We start from the raw sequence: 23,351 nt of genomic DNA on the forward strand, positions 1-23,351 counted from the left end.
TTGACCTCTATGGTTGTAAGTCCGGATAGGCGAGCAGACGGGCCGTGGCGGCCGCCAGACCCACCTCTGCAGGATGGCGTAAGTTATACCAGAGTCGGTTATCCGCTTCCATGAGCAGGGGGGCCGGCGGCGCGTCGGTTTCGATCAGCATGGGCCGGATATCGAGGTGAAAGTGGCTGAAAGTATGGCGAAAACCGGCCAGTTCACGGGGTTCGCTGCCGGTCAGGCCGAGCCGCTGCAACAGCCCCGCCACCTCGGTGTCCGACTCCACCTGGGGGAAGCAGTAGAGCCCGCCCCAGATCCCCTGCGGCGGCCGCTTCTCCAGCAGCAGCTGATCGCCGTGGCGGATGAGCAGCATGATGCCGGTACGGGCCGGGATGCTCTTCTTGGGCTTGCTGTTGGGGTAGGCGGTGGGATTGCCCTGCGACAGCCCCTGGCAATCCTCCCGCACCGGGCAGCGCTCGCAAGCGGGCTTGCTGCGGGTGCAGACGGTGGCCCCCATGTCCATCATGGCCTGGTTGTAGTGGGCCACCCCGAGCTTGGGGGTGAGGCGGATGGCCAGCTCCCACAGATCGTTCTCTACCTGTTTCTGGCCGGGCCAGCCGGGCAGGGCCAACCAGCGGGTGAGTACCCGCTTCACGTTGCCATCCAGGATGGCGTGGGGCTGGCCAAGGGAGAGGGAGAGCACGGCGCCCGCGGTGGAGCGGCCGATCCCCGGCAGCGCCATCACCTCCTCCAGCCGCTCCGGGAAGAGGCCGCCATGGAGGTCGCGGATCTGCTGGGCCGCCTTGTGCAGGTTGCGGGCGCGGGCGTAATAGCCAAGCCCGGTCCAGTGGTGCAGCACCTCGTCGATGGGGGCATCGGCCAGAGCCAGCACGTCAGGAAAGCGGGCCATAAAGCGCTGATAGTAGGGAATGACCGTAGCGACCTGGGTCTGCTGCAGCATGATTTCCGAGACCCAGACCCGGTAGGGGGTCTTCTCCTGTTGCCAGGGCAGGGCCTTGCGGCCGTGGAGCTGATACCAGTCCAGGATCCTGGTGGCGAAGGTCACGTTATCTGAGTTGTTCACATTATGCTCATGTTATTGATTTAAAACTAAATTGACTAACGTGTAGCGGTCTTGGCGCTGATACCAGTGCAACGTCCGGTTGGCGAAGGTGGTGTTGCTTGGACTGCCCACTTTGTTCTCATGTCATTGATTAAAAAGGGGAGCTCTCAGGCTCCCTCTTGAAATGGCGGTGGTATGCGCGGTTTAGCCGCGCCAGTCCTGCAGCGCCTTGAGGCTGGCATTCTGCCCACCTACCTGCAGGATGATGTAATCCTGGGCGATGGCGAGCAGGGTGACGCCGGGGGCGACTTCGCTCCCTTCCCGGTAGGTGCGCCCGTTCAACCTCACGGCCCGGTTGGCCGGGTTGGAGGAGAAGACGTGGGCGCCGTAGGCCAGCGGCGGTACCTGCTGGCGGAGCGCCTGCGGCAGAGCGCTGAGCGGCGTGGCCTGCAGCTCGGCCGGCACCTGCGGCGGCGCGCCCTGCTCCCGCAGCGGAGTGTTGTTGAGGGCATTGAGGATGCGCTCGGCCAGCCCCTGGCTGCTGTCGGCGGGCGCCGGTGAAGGCTGTGCATCGACCTTGGGGGTGACCACGGGTTCGGGCGGCGGCGGTGGCAGCGGCCGGGTGATCATCGGTTTGGGCTCGACCCGTACGAAGGGCGGGGTCACCACCTCCTTCACCTCCACCGTCTTCTCGATGGGGCGGTTGTTGAGCAGGTGCCAGCCATAGTTGGCGGCGGCCCCCATCACCAGCGCCAGCGGGGCCAGCAGCCACCAGATCCAGCGCCTGGGTTGTTCCTCATCCTGGCTGACCGGCAGCCCCATCGCCGGAATGTGCGGGGTGAACTGGGGCTGATCGGCCCGCCGCAGCGCCTTGAGCAGGGTGGACATCAGGAAGCCTCCTCCGACAGTGTGTTGATGGCATCGTCATCCTCTGCCGAGTCCAGCTTGGCCGGTTTGCTGGCCCGCTGGACGTCATCCTCCAGCTTCGGCATGGGTTCGCCGGCCATCACGTTGAGGCGCAGCAGGGTGTTGCTGCCGGCGATGCCGTCCGGCGTCAGCCCCTGCTCGCGCTGGAACTGCTGCAGCTTGGTCTTGAGCTCGGCATCGAAGCGACGGACCTTGCGATCCGGCTGTTGCAGGGCCCGGCTGAGGGCGTTGTCGAGCCACTGCACCTGAGTGGGGCCGGCGTTGTTGCCGATCAGGGTGACGCCGCCCTTGGGCATGCGCCACAGCAGGGTGTAGCTGCCACCCCAGTAATCGCTCAGCCACTGCCGGTCTACCTGCCAGCTCTGGTTGCCGATGAGCAGGTTGGCCTTGTCGGGGCCGAGGTTGACCAGGGTGGCGTAATAGGTGCCGCCGGTCTCGTCGGTCAGGCTGACAAGGGCGGGATACTGCAGGGCCTGCAGATCGGCCAGGGAGGCCTCGCCCTCCTGGCAACGCAGGCCGGCGCGCGGTGCGTTGTCGCAGGTGGCCTCTTCCAGCTCGGTCTGGTAGCCCCACACCTTGTAGAGATTCTGCATGGCGCTGTCCGGCTCCAGCGCCTGATTGATGGCGCGGGTCAGCTGCTCCTGCTGCTCCGGGGTGTCGTCCACCTTGACCGGCACCTCCACCGTGACCACCGGACGGGTCGGGAAGACCCCGAAGAACTGCCAGCCCCACCAGCCGGTGGCCACCAGCAAGGCGCCAACCAGCGCCACCATCAGGCCGGACTGCCAGGTGCCCTCGTCACGGATGCCGCTCACCTCGAAGGCCGCCAGGCTGATGTCGCCGTGCACTATCTTGTGGCTGCCGCGGGCGAAGGCGGCGATCAGGGCGCGGTCGCAGATGAGGTTGATGAGGCGCGGAATGCCGCCGGAGAGGCGGTGCAGGGTCTGGATCGCCTTGGGGGTGAAGATGGGCTGCACGCAGCCGGCCACCTGCAGACGAAAGCGGACATAGGCGTCCACGTCCTGGCAGGAGAGCGGCAGCAGGTGGTAGCGGGCGGTGATGCGTTGGGCCAGCTGGCGCAGCAGGGGCTGGCGCAGCATCTGCTGCAGCTCGGGCTGGCCGATGAGCACCACCTGCAGCAGCTTCTTCTCGTCGGTCTCCAGGTTGGTGAGCAGGCGCAGCTGTTCCAGCACGCCGGGCAGCAGGTGCTGGGCTTCGTCCACCAGCACCACGCTGCGCTTGCCAGCCGCCAGATTGGCCAGCAGGTGATCGCGGATGAGGTCGAACAGCTGCTTGAGGCCGGCATCCTGGTCATAGCCCAGCTGGAACTCGTCGCAGATGGCCGCCAGCAGATCCCGTTCGGTCAGGGATGGATTGAGGATGTAGGCGATCTCGGTCTCGGCCGGCAACTGCTGCAACAGGCAGCGGGAGACGGTGGTTTTGCCGGTGCCCACTTCCCCGGTCAGCAGCACGAAGCCGCCCCCATCCTGCAACCCGTAGTTGAGGTGGGCGAGGGCTTCCCCGTGCCGTTCACTCATGTAGAGGTATTTGGGATTGGGCGAGATGGAGAACGGGTGCTCCGACAGACCGAAGAACTGTGTGTACATAAGGATCCATTCCGTTGTTATGGGCGGCAGGTTAAAGCCTCCCCCAAGGGATGTCAAAGACCCGGATGCCATAAGGGGGGCCAGCGCGCACCCTGATCTCCCGGTGGGGAAATCAGGGCTGCGGCCATGGCGGCTGGCGGTGGGAAAAAGGGCCAGAAGTATCGAGGGCGGCCCCGCCAACCGGGTTCACATGGCATCGATGTCGGGCCGGGAATAGTCTCCATCGGTCAAACCGGTATAATCGGGACAGGTTTATCAAGGGAGACAGAGCTTGCAGACTTATCTGGTTGGGGGCGCGGTGCGGGATCGCCTGCTGGGATTGCCGCAGGGGGACAGGGATCACCTGGTGGTCGGGGCGACCGTGGAACAGATGCTGGCACTGGGTTTTACCCAGGTGGGCCGCGACTTTCCCGTGTTTCTGCACCCCAAGACCCAGCAGGAGTACGCGCTGGCCCGCACCGAGCGCAAACAGGGGCAGGGTTACACCGGCTTCGTCTGCCACGCCTCGCCGGAGGTGACGCTGGAGCAGGATCTGCTGCGCCGGGATCTCACCGTCAACGCCATCGCCGAAGATGAGGCGGGGCAACTGCACGATCCCTATGGCGGCATCGAGGATCTGAAGCAACGGGTGTTGCGCCACGTCTCCCCCGCCTTTGCCGAAGATCCGTTGCGCATCCTGCGGGTGGCCCGCTTCGCCGCCCGCTTCCACGCCCAGGGTTTCGTGGTGGCTCCCGAGACGCTGGCGCTGATGCGCGAGATGACCGAGGCCGGCGAGCTGGCCCACCTGACCCCTGAGCGGGTCTGGAAGGAGCTGGAGAAGGTGCTGTTGGGGCCGACCCCGCAGGTGTTCTTCGAGGTGCTGCGCGAGTGCGGCGCTCTGGCCGCTCTGTTCCCCGAGCTGGACGCCCTGTTCGGGGTGCCGGCCCCCACCAAGTGGCACCCGGAGATCGATACCGGCATCCACACCATGATGGTGCTGGCGCAGGCCTGCCGCCTCTCCCCCGAGCTGGCGGTGCGCTTCGCGGCGCTGTGCCACGACTTTGGCAAGGGGCTGACTCCGCCGGAATTCTGGCCGAGCCACCACGGTCACGGCCAGAAGGGGCTGCCGCTCATCCGCGACTTCTGCGAGCGCTTCCGGGTACCGAACGAGTGTCGTGACCTGGCCCTGCTGGTGAGCGACCTGCACACCCATATCCACATCGCCTTCGAGCTCAAGCCCGCGACCCTGCTCAAGGTGTTCGACAAGGCTGACGCCTGGCGCAGGCCCGAGCGCTTCGCCCAGCTGCTGGACGCCTGCCGGGCCGACTTCCACGGCCGTACCGGCTTCGAGGAGCGGGTCTATGCCGAACCCGACTATGTGGCGCAGGCGCTGGCGGCAGCCCAGGCGGTGCCGGTGAAGGAGATAGTGGCGGCCGGCTTCAAGGGGGAGGCCATCCGCGAGCAGCTGGCCAAGCGCCGGCTCGACGCCATCAGCCGGGTGCGCGACGAGTGGACCTTCCTCGAGGATTGACGAGGCATGGAGACGAGGCATGGACAAAAAAGCCCGGGTCAGTGACCCGGGCTTTTTCATGGTCGTGCGGCCGCCTAGTCACCGGGACCGAAGCGCTCATGTACCGGGTCGTAGAAGTAGGCCTGGTAGTTGAAGTCGATCCCCTTGATGTAGGGGTTTTCCAGCCGGAACAGCCGGCGGGTATTGAGGTGAGCGAAGCTGAGGGAGGGCTTGAAGGCCTTCAGCCAGAGCGCCTGCAGGGAGCCGTCGCGCCAGGCGGCCTTGAGTCCCAGCTGCACCCGGTCGATGGCCTGCCGGTTGCCGCTGTGGGTGAAGAAGACCCGGGGCAGGGGATAGTAGAGGGCCAGGCTCTCATCCATCATCAGCCCTTCCACCTCTTTGTGGTTCAGCTTTTCCTGAGGCAACTCGTTGATACCGCGGCAGAAAAGATCGAAACGGCCGCGCGCCACCATCTTGAACAGCTGCTCGTAGCCCTCCACCTCCAGCACCTTGAAGCCGGCCCGGCGCAGGATCTCTACGTCGAGCCAGCCCTTGCCCTGGCCGATGTCGAAGCGCTTCAGCTCATCCAGGCTGGTGGCCTTGGCAACCTCATCCTTGCGGGTGGGGCTGACGAAGCAGATGCGGTAGCTGACGATGCCGATATGGATGGGGAAGCGTACATAGTCGATGCCGCTCATGTCCCGGTCGGCGCGATAGCTGTCCATGGCGAACAGGTTGGGGTAGTGGTTGAAGCGTAGGCTGACCCACATTCGGGCCAGGGTCATGGGGGGGGCGGCCTGCATCCGGTAGTCGCCATGGCTGGCGCGGGTCTTCTCCAGCGCCAGGTGCAGGACCTCGCGATCATAGGTGCTTCTGGGGTCGTGCTCGCTCTCCGGACTCATGTAGGTGAACAGGGTCGGGCCGGCCAGCACGGGCATGGCCGTCAGCAGGGCGAGCAGCGGGGTCCAGTGCATCATGCACTCCTGTGAAAAGCAGAGACTCTTCTGAGTGTAGTGACTCTCCCGGCCGTGAGCGGGCAGAGCCAGGGTCAGGGTTTGCCGGTGGCGGGCTCGCCCGGTCCGAAGCGCTGGGTGAGGGGATCGTAAAGATAGGGGTGGTAATCGAAGTCGAGTCCCTGCAGCAGGGGGTTGTCCAGTCTGAACAGTTGCCGCTGGTCGAGCCTGGCAAACGCCAGCGCCGGCTGGTAGGTCTTGAGCCAGAGTGCCTGCAGTGAGCCATCCTGCCAGGCCAGCTGCAGGCCGGCCCGGATCCGACGCAAGGCATGCTGGTTCTCCTTGTGGCTGTAGAAGAGGTGGACGAAGGGGTAGTAGAGCGCCAGATGCTGGTCGACCATCAGCGGCCCCAGATCCTTGTGGGTATCCAGCTCGCTCAGCAGTTCGTTGGCACCCCGGCAGAAGAGGTCAACCCGGCCGCGCACCACCAGCTTGAACAACCGCTCGTAGCCCTCGACCTCCTGCACCTTGAAGCCGGCGGCGCGCAGTATGTCGGCGTCCTGCCAGCCGCGGCCCTGGCCATGGGTGAACTGCTGCAGATCGCTGAGGGTGCGCACCCGGGCCACGGCTTGCTGCTGCTTGGGGCTGACGAAGCAGATGCGATAGCCGAGGATGCCGAGATCCACCGGGAAGCGGACATAGTCGAGGTCGTGGCTCCCCTCCGGGCGCGGAAAGCTGTCGATGGCCAGCAGGTTGGGGTAGAGGTTGTATTGCAGCACCTGGCGCAGCCGGGTCCGGCTCATGGACGGGGCCGGGCGTAGTTCGTAATCGCCGAAGCTGTCGCGGGTCTTCTCCAGGGCCAGCTGCAGCAGCTGCTGACCGTAGAGGGAACGCAAATCCCGGTCACTCTCCGGGCTGACATAGGTCACTATGTCCGCGGCCGGCAGCAGGGGGGAGAAGAGCAGACTACCGGCCAGCAGCCCCAGGATCATCGTTCTGTGGTTCATCATACCGCTCACAACTGTCACATTGAGTTGAGTGTAGCGGTTGATGGCGTCGGGACGGGCTCTCCGGCGCCGGAACCTGTGGCCTTGACCTGCCGCGCGATCGCTACCAGAACAGCTGACCCAGCAGAGGCGCCAGCAGCACGGTCACCATGCCGGCTATCATCATCACCATGCTGGAGACCACCCCCTCCTCGTTGCCCATCTGATAGGCCTTGGCGGTACCGGCGCCGTGGGCCGAGGCACCAAAGCCCGCCCCCTTGCCGAGCCGGCTGCGAATGGCCAGCAGGGTGAGCACGCTCTCCCCCACCGCCATACCAATGACCCCGGTCAGCACCACGAACAGGGCGGTGAGATCGCTCTGACCGCCGATGGCGCGGGTCGCCTCCACCGCGAAGGGGGTGGTGATGGAGCGCATCGCCAGACTGCGCTGCAGCATGTCGGAGAGATCGAGCCAGCGGGCCAGCAGCACGGTACTGCCCACCGCCATCATGACGGAGGCGACCACCCCCACCGACAGTGACAGCCAGTGGCGGCGAATGAGCCGGCGGTTCTCGTAGACCGGCACCGCGAAGGCGACGGTGGCCGGCCCCAGCAGCCAGAGCAGCCAGTGGGATTCGGCCATGTAGTCCTGATAGGGGATATGGAACAGCATGACGACCGCCACCAGCAGGGTCGGCGCCAGCAGCAGCGGCATCAGCGGCAGGATGCGTTTCTTGCCGTAGAGCCATTTGCTGGCGTAGTAGAAGAGCAAGGTCAGGGCGAAGCAGAGCAGACCGAGCAGGGTATCAGACATGACGACGACTCCGGCGGGCCAGTTTCAACTCGAGGCGGTAGACCCTGTCCACCACCAGCGCCGTGGTGCCGAGCACCAAGGTAGTGCTCACCAGCAGCACCACCATGATGCGCCACCCCTCCTGCAACAGCAGCTCCTGATAGTTGACCACCGCCACCACGGCGGGGACGAAGAACAGCAGCATCTCCGCCAGCAGCCAGCGGGCGCCGGCTTCAAACCACTGGGCCTTGACCATCCCGAGCAGGATGCAGGCCAGCAGCAACAGCATGCCGGTGAGGTTGGCGGGCAGCGGCAGGTGGAGGGTGCGCACCGCGGTATCGGCCAGCAGCCAGATGGCGGCCAGCAGGGCGATTTGGAAGGGAGTCTGGAACCAGCGAAGGGAGAGGGCTTTCATGACATGGGTCTTTCTGTGAACTTGCTCACAGTATAGAGATGGGTTAAACCTGCAAAAAATGAATTAAAATTATCAAAATCATGCCAAAGAGGCATGATTCATTTTTGCCGTCTGTCAGGAGATCGCCATGGATATCCGCGCCCTGCGTTACTTTGTCGAACTGGTGCGGGAACAGAGCTTCACCCGCGCCTCCGAGAAACTGTTCGTTACCCAGCCCACCATCAGCAAGATGATCCGCAACATGGAAGAGGAGCTGGGACAGCCCCTGCTGAGCCGCTCCGGACGCCGCTTCACCCTGACCGACAGCGGCCGGGTGCTGTTCAACCGGGCCCAGACCATCCTGGCCGAAATGCAGCAGCTGGAGGCGGAACTCGCCGATCTGCAGAGCCTGCAATTTGGCCGGCTGGCCCTCGGCATTCCGCCCATGGTGGGTCACGTCTATGCGGATCTGATCCGCGCCTATCGCAGCCGCTACCCCAAGGTCGAACTCTCCATCGTCGAGTACGGTGGCCGGCGCATCGAGCAGGCGGTGCTGGAAGGGGAGCTGGATCTCGCCATCACCATGCTGCCGACCAGGGAGGAGGGTGCTTTGAGCGTCCTGGAGCTGGACCAGTATCCCATTCAGGTGGTGCTGCCCGATCTGCCGCGTTGGCGGGATTGCGGCGAGATCCGGCTGGAGGCGCTGCGGGACGAGCCCTTCCTGCTCTACACCCAGGCTTTCACCCTGAGCGAGCGGCTGGAACAGGCGTGCCGGGTGGCCGGTTTCGAGCCTCAGGTGGCGGCGCGCAGCAGCCAGTGGGACTTTCTCACCGCCATGGTGCGCAGCGGCATGGGGGTTGCCTTTTTGCCCGAGCCCATCTGCCGCCGGCTGGCACCGGACGGCCTGGTGCTGAGGCCGCTGGTGCCAGAGCTGAGCTGGCGGCTCGGGGTGATCTGGCCGAGCGAGCGCTATCTCTCCCGCACCGCCGAGGCCTGGCTGGCGCTCTGCCGCGAGCAGGGCTGAGTCTCATCAGGGTTTGCCGAAGCGATCCGTCGCCGGGTTGTAGAAGTAGTGCTGGTAATCGAAGTTGATGCCCTTGAGGAAAGGGTTCTCCAGCTTCAGCATCCGCCTCTGCTTGAGCCCGGCGAAGGCGATGGCAGGGCCGAAACTGCGGCGCCACAAGGCTTGCAGCGAACCATCCTGCCAGGCTTGCTGCAGCCCCGTCTCCACCCGCCTCATGGCCTCGCCGTTGGCGGCATTGGTATAGAAGACCCTGGGCAGCGGATAGTAGAGCAGCAGGGAGCTGTCCATCTTCAACCCCTTGATCTCCTTGTGGGTCAGCAGTTCGCTGCGCAGCTCGCTCGCCCCGCGGCACAGGAGGTCAAAGCGGCCGCGAGCCACCATCTTGAACAGCATCTCGTAGCCGTCGACCTCCACCACCTTGAGGCCTGCATGGCGCAGTATCTCCACGTCCAGCCAGCCCTTGCCCTGACCGAAGCTGAAGCGACGCAACCCCTCGAGGTCGTGCACCTGTGCCATGGCCGCCTGTTGACCTGGGCTGACGAAACAGATGCGGTAGCTGACGATGCCGAGATGGACAGGAAAGCGGACATAGGCCAGCCCTTTCTCGTCCCGCGCGCTGCTGTAGCTGTCCATGGCGAACAGGTTGGTAAAGCTGTTGAGCTCCAGACTGAGCCGGACCCGAGCCTTGGTCATGGGCGGCGCGGGTTGCAGCTCATAATCGCCAAAGGTGTCGCGGGTCTTGTCGAGGGCGAGGCGGAGCAGCTCCCTGTCATAGGTCATGCGCGGGTCCTTCTCGCTCTCCGGGCTGATATAGGTAAAGCGGGTCGCCGCCAGCGACGTGGAGGAGAGGAAGAGGGAGAGAAGCAGGAACAGGAGTCTATACATCCAGGCTAGGCTCTATGATTTTGTTTCATCCATTATAGTTCGGCCCCCAGCCGTTCAGGCGTGCCGGTCGCTTGCCAGCAGGCTGCCCAGCCGGCGGCAGAGGTGGCGCAGGGTCTGGTTGTCGAGGGAGGCAAAGCCAAGCAGCCACCCCTCCTGCGTCGGCGGGCCCAGGTAGAACTGGCCGAGGGGGCGCAGCCCCAGCCCCTCGGCGTTGGCGGCCTCTGTCCAGCGCGCCTCGCCGCCGGGGGGCAGCCGCACGGCGCACTGCAGGCCGGCCCCGCCGTGGATGGGGGTGAGGGCGGGGCAGTGGCTGGCCAGCTCGGCCAGCAGCAGATCGCGGCGGCTCTGATAGACCAGCCGGCTCTGGCGCAGGTGGGTGGCGAAGTGGCCGGCGCGGATGAAGTCGGCGGTGACCGCCTGCAGCAGCTGGTTGCTGTGGCCATCGACCGCGGCCCGGGCCCGACAGAAGGATTCCATCAGCGGTCTGGGCAGCACCAGGTAGGCGAGGCGCAGCGAGCCGAACAACACCTTGCTGAAGGTGCCCACGTAGAGCACCCGTCCCTGGCCATCCAGCCCCTGCAGGGCGGGGAGAGGCCGCTGATCGTACTGGTACTCGCCGTCGTAGTCGTCCTCCAGGATCCAGGCGCCGTGCCGCTCGGCCTCGGCCAGCAGCGCCATCCGCCGCGGCAGGCTCATGGGCACGCCGAGCGGATACTGGTGGGCCGGCGTGGTGTAGATGAGCCGTGGCGCCGGGTGATCCCCCTGCGGGTTGAGCCCCTCCTCATCCACCGGCACCGGGTGCACCCGGGCGCCGGCACTCTCCATGGCGGTGCGGGCCCCGGGGTAGCCGGGATCCTCCACCCAGACGGTATCGCCGGCATCGATCAGCAGCTGGGTCGCCAGCAGGATCCCCTGCTGGGAGCTGGTGAGGATCAGGATCTGGTCCGGCTCGCACACCACGCCGCGCGACTGCACCAGATAGCTGCTGATGGCGCCGCGCAGCGCCTCCAGCCCCTGCGGATCCCCGTAGTTCATCCAGTCGCCGGCGTGCCGGCGCCACTGCTGCTGCATCAGCCGGCCCCACAGGGCCTGGGGGAAGAGGCGGGGATCCGGCTGGCTGGAGGCAAAGGAGCGGCCCACCTCGGGCACGTCGTGGCAGGCGCCGCTGTCGGCCATCTCCTGACCACGGCGCGACAGACCGGCCGCTGACTGGGGCGGGCGCGGAGTCGGGGAGACCGCGGCCAGCGCCACGAAGCTGCCGGCCCCCACCTTGCGCACCAGATAGCCCTCCGCCTCCAGCCGGCCATAGGCCAGCTCCACCGTGCTGCGAGAGACCCCCAGATCGGCGGCCAGCATGCGGCTGGCGGGCAGCCGGCTGTGCTGGGGCAGGTGGCCGGCCAGCATGGCCGAACGCAGGGTGCGCACCAGCTGTTCGTGCAGCGGCAGATCGCTGGCTTGCTGGGTGGCAAACAGGGTGGGCAGGGCAGGCATGGGGAGCTCCCGGGCGCGAATTGGTCTGCTCATATTGGCAAAATTGGTCGGCGTGGCAAGGCCATTATGTCGCTACATTGAGGCGCAAGGTTCGGGATCCACAACGATTGGCAATTGAGAAAGGAGTCTGCATGTCGGAGTACAGTGCCACCATCAGCTGGCAGCGGGGGGAGCACGAGCCCTTCGTCGATCAACGCTACAGTCGGGCCCACTGGTGGGAGTTCGACGGCGGCGTCAGGGTGCCGGCGTCCTCATCCCCCCACGTGGTGCCGCTGCCCTGGTCGGTGGCCGAGCACGTCGATCCGGAAGAGGCCTTCGTCGCGGCCATCTCCAGCTGTCACATGCTCACCTTCCTCTGGCTGGCGGCCAGGGCGGGCTATCGGGTGGAGAGCTACCGGGACGAGGCGGTGGGCATCATGGAGGCCAATGTACGCGGTCGTCAGGCCATCACCCGGGTCACCTTGCAGCCGCTGGTGCAGTTCGGCGGCGAATGCCAGCCGGATCTGGTCGCGCTGGAGCAGTTGCACCACCAGGCCCACGAGGAGTGTTTCATCGCCAACTCGGTCACCACAGTCATCACCACCCGGATCCGGGTGTGAGTACAAGGAGCGTCACTATGAGTCATGTATTGAGCAGCGGGCTGGCCAGTGCCGAGCAAGCCCGCCTTTTCTTCGAGGCCCAGCTGGCCTTTCGCACCGATCCGGCGGATCTGGCCGCCGATCTGCTGGCCGGGGAAGAGCGGATCGTGGTCATCGACACCCGCTCTGCCAGTCACTACGCCGAGGGGCACATCCCCGGTGCCATCAGCTTTCCCCACGCCACCATGAATCCGGCCAGCACGGCCGCACTGGCGCGGGACAAGGTCTATGTCTGCTATTGCGACGGCATCGGCTGCAACGGCTCGACCCGTGGCGCCTGCAAGCTGGCGGCGCTCGGCTTTCAGGTCAAGGAGCTGATCGGTGGCCTGCACTGGTGGCGGCAGGACGGTTTTGCGGTCGCTACTGGTAGCGAACCGGGCGTGCTGCAAACGGGAGGGATTGCCTGTGGCTGCTGATATCCATCTGAACGAGTTCGACCAGCCGGTCGGAGCGTCGCTGCCCGACTGGCGGGGCGCCGAGTTTCCGCCCCGCCGCACGCTCAACGGCTGGGGCTGCCGGCTGGAGCCGCTGGATCCCGAGCGTCACGGCCCCGGCCTGTGGCAGGCCTTCCGCGCCGACAGTGGGGCCATGTGGACCTATCTAACCACAGGTCCCTATGCAACAGAGGCGGATATGCTGGTCTGGCTGCGAGAGTGCGCCGCCAAGACAGACCCCCAGTTCTACACCATCTTCGACGAGGATGGCGAACAGCCGCTGGGGCTGGCCAGCTACCTGCGCATCGACCCTCTGGCGGGCAGCATAGAGGTGGGTTGGCTGCACTTTTCCCCCGCCCTGCAGCGCTCAAGGCTGGCGACGGCGGCCATGGCACTGATGATGGCCAATGCCTTCGCCCTCGGCTACCGGCGTTACGAATGGAAGTGCAATGTCTTGAACAAGCCCTCCTGGCAGGCGGCGCTGCGGCTCGGTTTCAGTTACGAGGGGACCTTTCGCCAGAACCGGGTGGACAAGGGACGGACGCGGGACACCGCCTGGTTCTCGGTGATCGACAGTGAGTGGCCGGCGCTGCAGGCCTGCTTTGCGCGCTGGCTGGCGCCCGACAACTTCGATGAGCGCGGCAGGCAGCGGTTGCGGTTGTCCGAACTGACCACCGCTTGTCGTGCCGATGGCCAGTTGCCGTGACAAGACAAACGAGGCCCCGCTCGCGGGGCCTCTGTCATTTCAGGCGTTACTCATGGTGCTCGCCGATGGGGGCGGCAATCCACTTCATCAGGCGCAGCATGTCGGCGGGGGCTACCCCGACCGAGAGGCCGCGCTTGCCGCCGCTCACCAGGATCTCGTCAAACTGCATGGCCGAGTCGTCGAGCACGGTGGGCAGCAGCTTCTTCTGGGCCAGCGGGCTGATGCCGCCCACCTTGTAGCCGGTCAGCTTCTCGGCCTCCGCCGGTTTCATCATCTCCACCTTCTTGAGACCGGTGGCCTTGGCCAGCTGCTTGAGGCTGCACAGGCCGGACGATGGGACGATGGCCACCACCGCCTGCTTGTCGTGATGGGCGATCAGGGTCTTGAACACCTGGGCTTCCGGCAGGCCGAGCTGGGTCGCGGCATGCTTGCCGAAGTCGTCGTGGGCTTCGCACTCGTAGGGGTAGAGCTTGTGAGGGATCTTGAGCTTTTTCAGCAGGTTGATGGCTGGTGTCATGATGAGAGCCTTGAGTCGAGACAAGGCCAAACAGTCTGCGCCTGCCGGGCGGGTGATGCAAGCAGCCTGCATTGACAGGGAGGGATAAGGGGAGAGAGACAAAAAAGCCCGGGTCAATGACCCGGGCTCTTCACTGCGGTGCGCCTCAGGAGAAGCAGATCTGCAGTACGTAGAAGATGGCGATGGCCAGGATGGCACCCGCAGGCAATGTGATGACCCAGGAGACCACGATGTTGCGCAGCACGCCCAGGTTCAGGGCCGCGATACCGCGGGCCAGACCCACGCCCATGACAGCACCGACCAGAGTCTGGGTGGTGGAGATGGGCAGACCGGTACCGGAGGCGATCACCACGGTGGCGGCGGTGGCCAGCTGGGCGGCGAAGCCACGGCTCGGGGTCAGGTGGGTAATGCCGGTGCCGACGGTCGCCATCACCTTCTCGCCCATGGTGGCCAGACCGATCACGATGCCGATGCCGCCGAGCGGCAGGATCCACCAGGCGATGTGGGAGCTGCCGCCGATCTCGCCGCCGGCCGCCACGATGGAGGCGACCGCGGAGAGCGGACCGATGGCGTTGGCCACGTCGTTGGAGCCGTGGGCAAAGGCCATGGCACAGGCGGTGATGATCATCAGGATGCCGAACACCTTCTCCACGTTGGCGAAGTGCATCTTGCTGTCATCCTGCGGGTTGTACTGCTGGCCGCGAATGTAGATCCAGCCGGCAAAGGCCACCGCGATGGAGATGGCGACGGAGAGCAGGATACCCTCGCCATCGCTCAGGTGCAGACCGACGTGGGTCAGCCCCTTCTTGATGGTGACCAGGCAGATCACCAGCGCGGTCAGGAACATGTAGAAGGGGACGTAGCGCTTGGCGTTGTTGAGGGGATCATCGGTGTTGAAGATGAGCTTCTGCACGCTGATGAACATGAAGTAGGCGATGACGCCGGAGATGGCCGGAGTGACCACCCAGGAGCCGACGATGCCGCCGAACTTGCTCCACTGCACCGCTTCCGGGCCCACGCTCACCACGGCGAAGCCGACGATGGCGCCGATGATGGAGTGGGTGGTGGAGACGGGCCAGCCGAAGTAGGAGGCCAGGATCAACCAGGCGCCGGCGGCCAGCAGGGAGGCGATCATGCCGAGCACCAGCAGATCCGGAGTGGCGGCAAAGGCGTTGCTGTCGATGATGCCGTTGCGGATGGTGGCGGTGACTTCACCACCGGCCAGATAGGCACCGGCAAATTCAAAGATCATGGCGATGATGATCGCCTGACGGATGGTCAGGGATTTGGTGCCGACCGACGTGCCCATGGCGTTGGCCACGTCATTCGCACCAATGCCCCAGGCCATCAAAAAGCCGAACAAGGCCGCCACGAGCACCAGAGTGGTGCCGTAATTCGCGATAATGTCCATTCAGTGTTTTACCCAGTCAGTCGATTACGAACGAGCCAGCATCAGTTCCAGACGGGCGCCTACACGCTCGGCCTGATCTGCCAGGTCACCTACCCATTCGAGGATCTTGTAGAGGAACATAACGTCGATCGGATTGTATTTGTGCTCAACGGCTTGCAGCTGTTGGCGCAGCCCGATCTGCATGGTGTCAGTATCGTCCTCGATAAGATCCAGCTGGTGGATCATCTCGGCAACCATTTCAACTTCACGTCCTTTAAAGCCGGTTTCGAGCAGCTCATCGAGTTCTCCGATGGCTTTCTCGGCTTGGGCGGTCGCATCGATACAGCGTTTGAGATAGGCCATGAAATCGGCCCGCATCTCGGAGGGGAATTCCATTTTGCGGCCAAGCATGCGGCCGGAAATATCCTTGGCACGGTTGGCGATCTTGTCCTGCTGGGTCAGCAGTTCGAGCAGGTCGGTACGGGCGACCGGCAGGAACAGACCACGGGGCAGCTTCAGACGGATTTCACGCTTGAGGATGTCCGCTTCTTTCTCCAGCTGGGCAATCTGCTGCCGGATCTTCTCGGCATCTTCCCAACGGTCTTCGGCAACGGCATCAAAGAAGGGAACCAACTGCTGGGAGCACTGGTGAACCTTGACGATATGCTTCTGCAGCGGCTTGATGGGGGACTTGGCAAAAAGCCCCAAAATAGTATTTACTGGCATGGCCAAACCTGTGTCGGTGAAAAAACACTCGATACGATTTTATGAGGGGCGCATGGTAACCGAACTGCGCCATCAATAAAACCGTGAATTAATCCTGATGTATCGCAGGCATTATATCCTCGCGCTTAGCATCACGCCCCCCAAAGTTGCCTGCCAGCCCGGAATGACTATGCAAACTGAGATCGAGATAAAGTTTTTTGTCTCCCGAGATATTCGACAGCCTTTTTTCAACCTTCTGAATTCACTGGAAATTATATCCAGCTCCCAAGCCGAGCTCGGCAATGTCTATTTTGATACGCCGGCGCTGGATTTACGCCGACTGGAAATGGGATTGCGAATTCGTCGCAGCGATGATTTTGCCGAACAGACGATTAAATGTCGGGGCCAGGTGGTGGGCGGATTGCATGCCAGACCCGAATACAATGCCCCCGTCGAGGGCGATCTGCCTGCCTTGGCCGCCTTCCCCGATGCGATCTGGCCAAGCCTGGCGGTGCGCGACGGGATCCAGGGCGAGCTGGTGGCCCAGTTTCGCACCGACTTTCTGCGCCGCCACTGGCTGATCGCCTTCGAGGGGGCCGAAATCGAGCTGGCCTGGGATCAGGGGGAGATCGTCGGCGTGCTCGGCAAGAGCCCCATCGACGAGCTGGAGCTGGAGCTCAAATCTGGCGAGGCGAGCGCCCTGTTTGGCTTGGCTGAGCAGCTGGCTGGGCTGGGTGGCCTGCGTCTCGGGGCTCAGTCCAAGGCCCAGCGCGGGTATCGGCTGGCGGGGCTTGGCAAGCCGCTGGCGCTGCAATCCCTGCCCGCGGTCACCGAGCTGAGTGCTGTAGCACGCATCACCCTGGGTCTGCAGCATTGGCAGCACCATGAACAGTTCTGGCTGGAGCAGACGGACGCCGCGCAGCAGACGCTGGCGTTGCAGCAGCTGCGCCTGGGGATGGACCTGATTGCCGAGGCTGCCGACCTGTTGCCGAGCCCGGCCTGGCTCGACAGCCTGACCCGGCTCGGGCAGCGGCTGGCCTTGGTCGCCGGGCAGGCCGACTGGCAGCAGGCGTTGCCGGCGCTGTTTCTGCAGGCCGATTACGTGGGCCTGCAACTGGCCATCGCCGCCTGGCTGCACCGGCAAGGTGGATGAGCTGAACTGTGTCGCGCCTGCAATGCAAAAAAGGGTGAGCCTGGCTCACCTTTTTCTTTGGTTGGCGATGGGCGCGTCGCCGGCAGGCAATCGGGGCCGGATCAGACCTGGGTGTAGACCAGCCCGGTGCTGCGCACCACGTCTTCCCCCTGACAGCGCTGTTCCAGTGCACTGGTGTCGCAGGGCTGGCCGTTGTGTTCGATGCAGAATTCGAAGCGGGTGCGGGATTTGACAGGGGTGTGCTGCGGGTTGGCGGCGGTGGCCTGCCATTGCCACTGCTGCAACACGGCGATGGCGGCATCGCTGAACTGTGGGTCGCTGCTCTCCAGCACCCGGATCTGCTCGGCCCGCCCCGCTGGACTAATCACGTACTCGAGGGAGCTGCAGCCGGTCTGCTCCGCCAGTATGGCCTCTCTGGGGTAGCGGGACTCCATGCGGGTGAGCGGGCTCCACTGGGCGTTCACTTCCTTGAGATCGCTTAAGGGGAGGGAGGTCAGGTGGACTGTGTGGCTCTGCTGGCTGCAGCCGGTCAATGCGCACAGGGCGCCCAGCAAAAGAGTGGCTTTCATGTTCGCTTCCCTTCGTTATTGGTATTGCAGGCGGGCCGGGGCCCGCCGCTCGGCAGGGCCATTAATAAAATATTCAGCCACGAATGAAAACCCTTTACCGGCGACAGGCCAGAAAAAACCGCCTTTCGGCGGCTTTCTGCACTGATTGGCTCAGTAGTAACCCGCATCCTCCGGGTTGGGCCTGGTCTTGAAGCGGCGGTGCAGCCACATGTACTGCTCCGGCGCCTTGCGCACGGCGGCCTCGATCTCGCGGTTGGCTCGGGCCGCATCGGCCAGGTCGTCGCCACTCGGATAGTCGGCGAGCGGCGCCCCGATATGCAGGGTGTAACCCTCGCTGGTGCGGATGTTGTAGCAGGGCAGGGTGACGGTGTTCTTCACCCGCGCCAGGGTGGCGGTGCCGGTGATAGTGGCGGCCTGCTCCACCGCGAAGTAGGGCACGAACACGCTGGCATGGCTGCCGTAGTCGTGATCCGGCGCGTACCAGAGCGCATCGCCGTTGCGCAGCGCCTTGATCATCCCCTTCACGTCCATCCGGTCCACCAGGTATTTGTTGGAGGCGCAGCGGCCGTGATACTGGGCATACTCCAGCACCGGATTGGTGTTGGGGCGATAGACGCCGACTCCGGGTCGCACCAGGCCGAAACAGCGGGCGTTGAGCTCCAGCGTCAGGAAGTGGCAGGAGAGCAGCAGCATGCCCTGACCCTTCTCCATGGCGGCGATGACGTGCTCTTCCCCTTCCACCTTCATCAGGTTGCGCATCCGCCAGTCTGGCCAGAACCAGGCCATGCCCACCTCGAAGATGGCGCAGCCCACGCTCTCGAAATTCTGCTTGAGCAGCGTCTCGCGCTGATCCCGACTCAACTCGGGCATCGCCAGCTCCAGATTGCGGCGGGCAACCTTGACGCGGGATTTCAAAACCTTGCGGGCCAGGTTGCCGAGCTGGCGACCCAGCCACATCTGGCTGCGCCAGGGCAGCAGCACCAGCAGCCAGAGCAGGCTGAGGCCGAACCAGCTGGCCCAGTAACGGGGATGAAACAGGCGGGGTTCTAGACGGGGAGCATTGTCGTGGGCCATGAAAAGTCTCTTGTTCGCAATCGCCATGGGCAGGGAAGACCCGGCCGGATAAGGGGAGGCGATAAAGGCACGTGGATATCCAGAGCGGATCGTTTTACTCGCAATCGGGGGATTCTAGCTGAAAAGCGGGTCCGGGTGCGAATGGCCTCTGCCCTGGTCAGAGCTGAAAAGCACCAAGCGGCGCCCTTGCGCTTTTTTCACACCCAATAAAAGAGTGTGATAAAATCGGCGGCTGATTTTTCAGGTTTTGAGAGTCGATACAGATGAAGATCACCCTGCCCGAGTTTGAAAAAGCCCGCATTCTGGTCGTTGGCGATGTCATGTTGGACCGTTATTGGCATGGCCCCACCGGCCGGATCTCGCCCGAGGCACCGGTGCCCGTGGTCAAGGTCGAACACATTGAAGAGCGCCCGGGTGGCGCCGCCAACGTGGCGCTCAACTCCGCCGCCCTGGGGGCTCACGCCGTGCTGCTGGGCCTGACCGGTCAGGATGAGGCCGCCGATGCCCTGGCTGGCCAGATGGCCGGCGTCAAGGTCGCCTGTGACTTCGTTCGTCTGGCCGACTATCCGACCATCACCAAGCTGCGGGTGCTGTCGCGCAACCAGCAGCTGCTGCGCCTCGATTTCGAAGAGGCCTTCCACGATGTGGATGCCACCCTGCTGATGGGCAAGGTCGAACAGGCGCTGCCAAACAGCGACGTGATGATCCTCTCCGACTACGGCAAGGGCGCCCTCAACGACGTGCCCGGCATGATCCAGCGCGCCCGCGCCGCCGGCATCCCTGTGCTGGTCGATCCCAAGGGAACCGATTTCGAGAAGTACCGCGGTGCCACCCTGCTGACCCCCAACATGTCAGAGTTCGAGGCTGTGGTGGGCAAGGTGAAGAGCGAAGAGGAGCTGGTTGCCAAGGGGCTGGAGCTGGTCAAGCGCTTCGAGCTGGAGGCCCTGCTGGTCACCCGTTCCGAAAACGGTATGACCCTGATCCGCGAAGGTCAGCCCGAGCTGCACCTGCCGGCCCAGGCCCACGAGGTGTATGACGTGACCGGTGCCGGTGATACCGTCATCTCCACCCTGGCCACCTCGCTGGCCGCCGGCAAGAGCCTGGACGAGGCCTGTGCCCTGGCCAACACCGCCGCCGGCATCGTGGTCGGCAAGCTGGGGACCTCCACCGTCAGCCCGGTGGAGCTGGCAAATGCGCTCTACACCGAGCAGGAAACCGGCTTTGGCGTCATGTCCGAAGCCCAGCTCAAGATTGCCGTGCAGGCCGCCCGCCTGCGTGGCGAGAAGGTGGTGATGACCAACGGCTGTTTCGACATTCTGCACGCCGGTCACGTCTCCTACCTGGCCAATGCCGGCAAGCTGGGGGATCGCCTGATCGTGGCGGTCAACACCGACGAGTCGGTGCGCCGCCTCAAGGGACCTGGTCGTCCGGTCAATCCGACCGAGCGCCGCATGGCCGTGCTGGCCGCGCTGGGCGCCGTGGACTGGGTGGTGCCCTTCTCCGAGGAGACCCCGCAGCGGCTGATCGCCGAGGTGCTGCCGGACCTGCTGGTCAAGGGCGGCGACTACAAGCCGGAAGAGATTGCCGGCTACGCCGAGGTGACCGCCAACGGCGGCGAGGTGCGGGTTCTCAACTTCGAGGATGGCTGCTCCACCACCGACATCATCAAGACCATCCGCGAACGCGGATAAGCGAAAACCCGGCCAAGGCCGGGTTTTTTTATGCTCAGCGGAGGGAGCTCGACGGCGATTCGAGCTCGCCGAATCTCGCAGGCCAGAGATGAAAAAGGCGACCCTGGGGTCGCCTTTTTGCTGCCATCAATCGGCTCAGGATTTGCTCTTGGCCTGGCTGGCGGGCATCAGCCCCTGGTTTACGTCTTCCAGATCCTTCTGCTCCAGCGTGCCGGCGGCCTGCTTGAGGGAGAGGATGCTCAGGATGTAGTTGTAGCGGGCCTCGGAGAGCTTCTGCTTGGCCTGGTACAGCTTGCGGGTGGAGTCCAGCACGTCGACGATGGTGCGGGTGCCGACCTCGTAACCCGCTTCGGTCGCCTTCAGGGCGCTGTCGGCGGAGATGACGGACTGGCCGTAGGCACGGACCGAGCCGATGCTGGCGTTCACGTTGTTGTAGGAGGAGCGCACCGTGCTCTGCACGTTGCGGAAGCTGCGCTCCAGCTGCTCGCTGGCTGCCACGTAGTTGAACTGGGACTGCTTGACCTGGGAGGTGGTCGCCCCGCCGGTGTAGAGCGGCAGCTTGAAGTTCAGACCAATGTTGGCCTGATTGGCGTTGCTCTCCGGGTTGCGGATCTCGTCCTTGTAGTCGCTGTAGGTGCTGGAGAGGCCGGCGCCCAGATCCAGGGTCGGCTCATGACCGGTCTTGGCCAGATCGATCTGCTCCTTGGCGATATCCTTGCCGATGCGGGCGCTGTGCAGTTGCAGGTTCTTGTCCAGTGCCAGCTCCAGCCACTTGTCGGAGTTGAACGGAGTCTTCTGCGGGCTGAAGCGATCTGTGTTGAGCACGTCAAGTTGACGGTGGTCGATGCCGGTCAGCTCGCGCAGGCTCTCGTAGCTGTTGTCCAGGGTGTTCTCGGCGTTGATCTCGTCCGCCAGCGCCTGGTCGCGCTCGGCCTCGGCTTCGTGCACGTCGGTGATGGCGGTCAGGCCCACTTCGAAGCGCTGCTGGGTCTGTTCCAGCTGACGTTCCACCGCGGCCTTGTTGGCGCGCACGAACTCCAGGGTGTCCATCGCCTTGAGCACGTTGAAGTAGGCCTGGGCGGTACGCAGCATCAGGTTCTGGATTTCGAGGTTGTAGGCCACGTCGGATTGGGTGGCGCTCTTCTCGGTCAGGCTCAGGTTGACCCAGTTGCTGCGGCGGTAGATGGATTGATCCAGCGACAGGGAACCGGTGGCGTTGCTGTTGGTCTGGGTGTCACCCTTGTTCTGCAGGTAGTTCAGCCCGGCACCCAGGTTGATCTGTGGCAAGAGGGCGGCGCGGGACTCGTTGATCTTCTCGAAGGCCTGGTCGCGCTTGGCTTTGGATTCCAGCAGCTGGGTATCCTTGATCTGGGCCTGTTGGTAGATATCGAGCAGGTTTTCGGCATGGGCGCCGGCGCTGACGCCCAACAACACCATGGCTGACAAGAGTGTTCTTTTCATAGATCGTTTTAACCTTATGTATTAACCCAAAGCTGTCGCTGGATGAAGGAGGGTATTGTCATTGAGCAAGCTTGATTTCAGCTTAATCACTCTACTATAAGCAAAATTTTATGCTAACTGTCTCTTTTCCCGCGACAGGAACGTCAAGGACGAGGGTGAGTTTTCTCCCCCTCGCGCCTAGCCAAATGTCCTGTGGCTGCTAAAATCCATCCCTCTTCTCCGACGGGAGCGAGTGAATGAATGTTCATTCATGTTCCCGGATTTTATGGTCTAACCGAGCCAAGTCAAGCTGGTGGGAGTCTCGTATGTCGCAGCAAGCCTTGCCCCAAACCCGTCACTACTCTGCCGATGACGTAAAAATCATCGATAAATCATCGGGATATAACGGCTTCTTCAAGGTGAACATCTATCGCCTGCAGCACAAGTTGTTTGCGGGAGGCTGGAACGAGCCCATCGTCCGCGAGCTGTTCGAGCGTGGCCATGCCGCCGCCCTGTTGCCCTACGACCCGGTACGCGATCAGATAGTGCTGGTGGAGCAGTTTCGCATCGGCGCCATCGAGACCAGCGCCACCCCTTGGCTGCTGGAGCTGGTGGCCGGCATCATAGATGAAGGGGAGACCGCCGAGGCCGTGGTGCGGCGCGAAGCGGTGGAAGAGGCGGGCATCGAGGTCGGTCGCTGCGAGCACGCCATCAGCTACCTGGTGAGCCCGGGCGGCAGCACCGAACGGATCGAAGTCTACGTGGGCGAAGTGGATGCCAGCCAGGCCGAGGGGATCCACGGTCTGGCGGAAGAGGGGGAAGACATCCGGGTTCACGTGGTGAGCCGCGAGCAGGCCTATGCCTGGCTCAAAGAGGGGCGTATCGACAACGCCGCCTCCGTCATCGCCCTGCAGTGGCTGGCCCTCAACCACGGCGAGCTGCGCGCCCGCTGGTTGGCGGGGCGCTGAGGTGGCGCTCGTTCATACCCAGGCCAAGCGCTATGTGCCTGATCTGATGTCCTTGCAGCGTACCTGCGAGGTCAACTACATGACCCTGATGAAGCTGCTGCCCCCGGGCGGCAGTGTCGGCGCCGAACGCCGCTATCAGGTGGGCAACGGCCTGCAGTTCCAGCTCACGGTAAGCGAGGAGAGTCGCTTCACCAGCCAGGTGATCCTGGCCCAGCACAACCCGGAATTGCCGAGTTATTTACAGGCCCGGATAGAGATTCGTTTGTACCATGACGTGCGGATGGCGGAAGTGTGTGCGGCGCAACAGATTTCAAGGTTGCAACCACGTTATGATTATCCCAATAAAAATATGCACCAGCGGGATGAAAAGGAGCAGGTAAACCTGTTTCTGGCCGATTGGCTAAAATTTTGTCTCAGACATGGTACCAGCCTGATAAACATCCTCTAGTTGAACTCATAAAAAGAAGCG

At 63.9% G+C, this 23,351-nt stretch carries 24 protein-coding genes; 9 read left to right on the forward strand and 15 right to left on the reverse strand.

The genetic code is table 11. The features are described from left to right. Positions 1-7 precede the first annotated feature (7 nt). The 3 genes from mutY to exeA form a co-directional block, all read right to left on the reverse strand. The gene (mutY, locus tag PG897_RS04520; RefSeq protein ID WP_201879920.1) at positions 8-1,069 is read right to left on the reverse strand and encodes an A/G-specific adenine glycosylase; all 1,062 of its coding nucleotides are present in this window, start codon (positions 1,067-1,069) and stop codon (positions 8-10) included. Positions 1,070-1,252: 183 nt separating this feature from the next. Then, complete coding sequence (gene exeB, locus PG897_RS04525; protein ID WP_201879945.1) at positions 1,253-1,936, reverse strand: GspB family T2SS assembly factor variant ExeB; 684 nt, start codon at positions 1,934-1,936, stop codon at positions 1,253-1,255. Continuing rightward, entirely contained in the window at positions 1,936-3,582 is a 1,647-nt protein-coding gene (gene exeA / locus PG897_RS04530) for a type II secretion system protein ExeA (RefSeq protein WP_201885244.1), read from the reverse strand. The genes exeB and exeA overlap by 1 nt, the downstream gene beginning before the upstream one ends. 271 nt (positions 3,583-3,853) lie before the next feature. Here exeA and PG897_RS04535 point away from each other — a divergent pair, with 271 nt between their 5' ends. Next, on the forward strand, positions 3,854-5,092 hold the full coding sequence (locus PG897_RS04535) for a multifunctional CCA addition/repair protein (RefSeq protein ID WP_201879951.1): 1,239 nt from the start codon (positions 3,854-3,856) through the stop codon (positions 5,090-5,092). A gap of 74 nt (positions 5,093-5,166) precedes the next feature. On the opposite strand, the gene PG897_RS04540 is transcribed toward PG897_RS04535, so the two are convergent. The 4 genes from PG897_RS04540 to PG897_RS04555 form a co-directional block, all read right to left on the reverse strand. Then, positions 5,167-6,045: an ABC transporter substrate-binding protein gene (locus PG897_RS04540; protein ID WP_201880122.1), complete on the reverse strand. Its 879-nt coding sequence runs from the start codon at positions 6,043-6,045 to the stop codon at positions 5,167-5,169. A 74-nt stretch (positions 6,046-6,119) separates the two neighbouring features. Then, positions 6,120-7,034: a hypothetical protein gene (locus PG897_RS04545; protein ID WP_029306095.1), complete on the reverse strand. Its 915-nt coding sequence runs from the start codon at positions 7,032-7,034 to the stop codon at positions 6,120-6,122. Between the two features lie 100 nt (positions 7,035-7,134). Next, complete coding sequence (locus PG897_RS04550; RefSeq protein ID WP_042050192.1) at positions 7,135-7,824, reverse strand: LrgB family protein; 690 nt, start codon at positions 7,822-7,824, stop codon at positions 7,135-7,137. After that, positions 7,817-8,218 (reverse strand): CidA/LrgA family protein, encoded by a 402-nt coding sequence (locus PG897_RS04555; RefSeq protein WP_201879954.1) that lies wholly within the window; start codon positions 8,216-8,218, stop codon positions 7,817-7,819. Before PG897_RS04555 ends, PG897_RS04550 begins: the two co-directional genes overlap by 8 nt. Before the next feature lie 127 nt (positions 8,219-8,345). Here PG897_RS04555 and PG897_RS04560 point away from each other — a divergent pair, with 127 nt between their 5' ends. Next, positions 8,346-9,221 (forward strand): LysR family transcriptional regulator, encoded by an 876-nt coding sequence (locus PG897_RS04560; protein WP_201879956.1) that lies wholly within the window; start codon positions 8,346-8,348, stop codon positions 9,219-9,221. A 6-nt stretch (positions 9,222-9,227) separates the two neighbouring features. On the opposite strand, the gene PG897_RS04565 is transcribed toward PG897_RS04560, so the two are convergent. After that, positions 9,228-10,106: a hypothetical protein gene (locus PG897_RS04565; protein WP_042050194.1), complete on the reverse strand. Its 879-nt coding sequence runs from the start codon at positions 10,104-10,106 to the stop codon at positions 9,228-9,230. 54 nt (positions 10,107-10,160) lie between these two features. After that, complete coding sequence (gene pdxR / locus PG897_RS04570; protein WP_201879959.1) at positions 10,161-11,597, reverse strand: MocR-like pyridoxine biosynthesis transcription factor PdxR; 1,437 nt, start codon at positions 11,595-11,597, stop codon at positions 10,161-10,163. 131 nt (positions 11,598-11,728) lie between these two features. Between pdxR and PG897_RS04575 the strand changes: the two genes are divergently transcribed. Genes PG897_RS04575 through PG897_RS04585 form a run of 3 tightly spaced genes read left to right on the forward strand, consistent with a single transcriptional unit; the run spans position 11,729 to position 13,375 of the window. Continuing rightward, entirely contained in the window at positions 11,729-12,196 is a 468-nt protein-coding gene (locus tag PG897_RS04575) for an OsmC family protein (protein ID WP_201879962.1), read from the forward strand. 17 nt (positions 12,197-12,213) lie between these two features. Then, positions 12,214-12,651: a rhodanese-like domain-containing protein gene (locus PG897_RS04580; protein WP_201885245.1), complete on the forward strand. Its 438-nt coding sequence runs from the start codon at positions 12,214-12,216 to the stop codon at positions 12,649-12,651. Next, entirely contained in the window at positions 12,641-13,375 is a 735-nt protein-coding gene (locus PG897_RS04585; protein WP_201879968.1) for a GNAT family N-acetyltransferase, read from the forward strand. The genes PG897_RS04580 and PG897_RS04585 overlap by 11 nt, the downstream gene beginning before the upstream one ends. 46 nt (positions 13,376-13,421) lie before the next feature. Here the strand turns inward: PG897_RS04585 and ybaK are convergent, their stop codons facing one another. The 3 genes from ybaK to PG897_RS04600 all read right to left on the reverse strand — a co-directional run bounded on the left by ybaK (position 13,422) and on the right by PG897_RS04600 (position 16,008). Then, entirely contained in the window at positions 13,422-13,892 is a 471-nt protein-coding gene (gene ybaK / locus PG897_RS04590) for a Cys-tRNA(Pro) deacylase (protein ID WP_005305363.1), read from the reverse strand. Between the two features lie 145 nt (positions 13,893-14,037). Next, complete coding sequence (locus PG897_RS04595; protein WP_005305360.1) at positions 14,038-15,303, reverse strand: inorganic phosphate transporter; 1,266 nt, start codon at positions 15,301-15,303, stop codon at positions 14,038-14,040. Positions 15,304-15,327: 24 nt separating this feature from the next. Beyond that, positions 15,328-16,008 (reverse strand): TIGR00153 family protein, encoded by a 681-nt coding sequence (locus PG897_RS04600; RefSeq protein ID WP_201879972.1) that lies wholly within the window; start codon positions 16,006-16,008, stop codon positions 15,328-15,330. 169 nt (positions 16,009-16,177) lie between these two features. Here PG897_RS04600 and PG897_RS04605 point away from each other — a divergent pair, with 169 nt between their 5' ends. Continuing rightward, positions 16,178-17,140, forward strand: coding sequence for a CYTH domain-containing protein (locus PG897_RS04605; RefSeq protein WP_201879975.1), 963 nt, complete (start codon positions 16,178-16,180; stop codon positions 17,138-17,140). A 101-nt stretch (positions 17,141-17,241) separates the two neighbouring features. Here PG897_RS04605 and PG897_RS04610 read toward each other — a convergent pair whose 3' ends face one another. Together PG897_RS04610 and lpxL are read right to left on the reverse strand one after the other, a co-directional pair. Further along, a complete protein-coding gene (locus PG897_RS04610) occupies positions 17,242-17,709 on the reverse strand; it encodes an energy transducer TonB (protein WP_065018742.1) in 468 nt (155 codons plus the stop codon). Positions 17,710-17,859: 150 nt separating this feature from the next. After that, positions 17,860-18,783, reverse strand: a complete 924-nt coding sequence (gene lpxL / locus PG897_RS04615; RefSeq protein ID WP_005305350.1) for an LpxL/LpxP family Kdo(2)-lipid IV(A) lauroyl/palmitoleoyl acyltransferase — start codon at positions 18,781-18,783, stop codon at positions 17,860-17,862. 263 nt (positions 18,784-19,046) lie between these two features. Between lpxL and hldE the strand changes: the two genes are divergently transcribed. Further along, entirely contained in the window at positions 19,047-20,474 is a 1,428-nt protein-coding gene (hldE, locus tag PG897_RS04620; RefSeq protein ID WP_010636035.1) for a bifunctional D-glycero-beta-D-manno-heptose-7-phosphate kinase/D-glycero-beta-D-manno-heptose 1-phosphate adenylyltransferase HldE, read from the forward strand. Positions 20,475-20,609: 135 nt separating this feature from the next. Here the strand turns inward: hldE and tolC are convergent, their stop codons facing one another. Next, positions 20,610-21,935: an outer membrane channel protein TolC gene (gene tolC / locus PG897_RS04625; protein WP_026139169.1), complete on the reverse strand. Its 1,326-nt coding sequence runs from the start codon at positions 21,933-21,935 to the stop codon at positions 20,610-20,612. Between the two features lie 305 nt (positions 21,936-22,240). On the opposite strand from tolC, the gene nudF reads away from it, so the two are divergent. Beyond that, entirely contained in the window at positions 22,241-22,882 is a 642-nt protein-coding gene (gene nudF, locus PG897_RS04630) for an ADP-ribose diphosphatase (protein WP_201879978.1), read from the forward strand. A gap of 46 nt (positions 22,883-22,928) precedes the next feature. After that, positions 22,929-23,330 carry a DUF1249 domain-containing protein gene (locus PG897_RS04635; RefSeq protein WP_198426826.1) on the forward strand — a complete coding sequence of 134 codons (402 nt, stop codon included), beginning with the start codon at positions 22,929-22,931 and terminating at the stop codon, positions 23,328-23,330. Positions 23,331-23,351 lie beyond the last annotated feature (21 nt).

Origin of the sequence: Aeromonas sp. QDB20 (assembly GCF_027707805.1) — a bacterium.
GTDB lineage: Bacteria > Pseudomonadota > Gammaproteobacteria > Enterobacterales > Aeromonadaceae > Aeromonas > Aeromonas dhakensis.

Bases quoted from the DNA above. Each gene is read 5' to 3' on its own strand.
- exeB (WP_201879945.1), bottom strand. From the start codon at position 1,936: ATGTCCACCCTGCTCAAGGCGCTGCGGCGGGCCGATCAGCCCCAGTTC.
- exeA (WP_201885244.1), bottom strand. From the start codon at position 3,582: ATGTACACACAGTTCTTCGGTCTGTCGGAGCACCCGTTCTCCATCTCG.
- PG897_RS04540 (WP_201880122.1), bottom strand. From the start codon at position 6,045: ATGCACTGGACCCCGCTGCTCGCCCTGCTGACGGCCATGCCCGTGCTG.
- PG897_RS04545 (WP_029306095.1), bottom strand. From the start codon at position 7,034: ATGATGAACCACAGAACGATGATCCTGGGGCTGCTGGCCGGTAGTCTG.
- PG897_RS04550 (WP_042050192.1), bottom strand. From the start codon at position 7,824: ATGTCTGATACCCTGCTCGGTCTGCTCTGCTTCGCCCTGACCTTGCTC.
- PG897_RS04555 (WP_201879954.1), bottom strand. From the start codon at position 8,218: ATGAAAGCCCTCTCCCTTCGCTGGTTCCAGACTCCCTTCCAAATCGCC.
- PG897_RS04560 (WP_201879956.1), top strand. From the start codon at position 8,346: ATGGATATCCGCGCCCTGCGTTACTTTGTCGAACTGGTGCGGGAACAG.
- PG897_RS04565 (WP_042050194.1), bottom strand. From the start codon at position 10,106: ATGTATAGACTCCTGTTCCTGCTTCTCTCCCTCTTCCTCTCCTCCACG.
- pdxR (WP_201879959.1), bottom strand. From the start codon at position 11,597: ATGCCTGCCCTGCCCACCCTGTTTGCCACCCAGCAAGCCAGCGATCTG.
- PG897_RS04575 (WP_201879962.1), top strand. From the start codon at position 11,729: ATGTCGGAGTACAGTGCCACCATCAGCTGGCAGCGGGGGGAGCACGAG.
- PG897_RS04580 (WP_201885245.1), top strand. From the start codon at position 12,214: ATGAGTCATGTATTGAGCAGCGGGCTGGCCAGTGCCGAGCAAGCCCGC.
- ybaK (WP_005305363.1), bottom strand. From the start codon at position 13,892: ATGACACCAGCCATCAACCTGCTGAAAAAGCTCAAGATCCCTCACAAG.
- PG897_RS04595 (WP_005305360.1), bottom strand. From the start codon at position 15,303: ATGGACATTATCGCGAATTACGGCACCACTCTGGTGCTCGTGGCGGCC.
- PG897_RS04600 (WP_201879972.1), bottom strand. From the start codon at position 16,008: ATGCCAGTAAATACTATTTTGGGGCTTTTTGCCAAGTCCCCCATCAAG.
- PG897_RS04605 (WP_201879975.1), top strand. From the start codon at position 16,178: ATGCAAACTGAGATCGAGATAAAGTTTTTTGTCTCCCGAGATATTCGA.
- PG897_RS04610 (WP_065018742.1), bottom strand. From the start codon at position 17,709: ATGAAAGCCACTCTTTTGCTGGGCGCCCTGTGCGCATTGACCGGCTGC.
- lpxL (WP_005305350.1), bottom strand. From the start codon at position 18,783: ATGGCCCACGACAATGCTCCCCGTCTAGAACCCCGCCTGTTTCATCCC.
- hldE (WP_010636035.1), top strand. From the start codon at position 19,047: ATGAAGATCACCCTGCCCGAGTTTGAAAAAGCCCGCATTCTGGTCGTT.
- tolC (WP_026139169.1), bottom strand. From the start codon at position 21,935: ATGAAAAGAACACTCTTGTCAGCCATGGTGTTGTTGGGCGTCAGCGCC.
- nudF (WP_201879978.1), top strand. From the start codon at position 22,241: ATGTCGCAGCAAGCCTTGCCCCAAACCCGTCACTACTCTGCCGATGAC.
- PG897_RS04635 (WP_198426826.1), top strand. From the start codon at position 22,929: ATGTCCTTGCAGCGTACCTGCGAGGTCAACTACATGACCCTGATGAAG.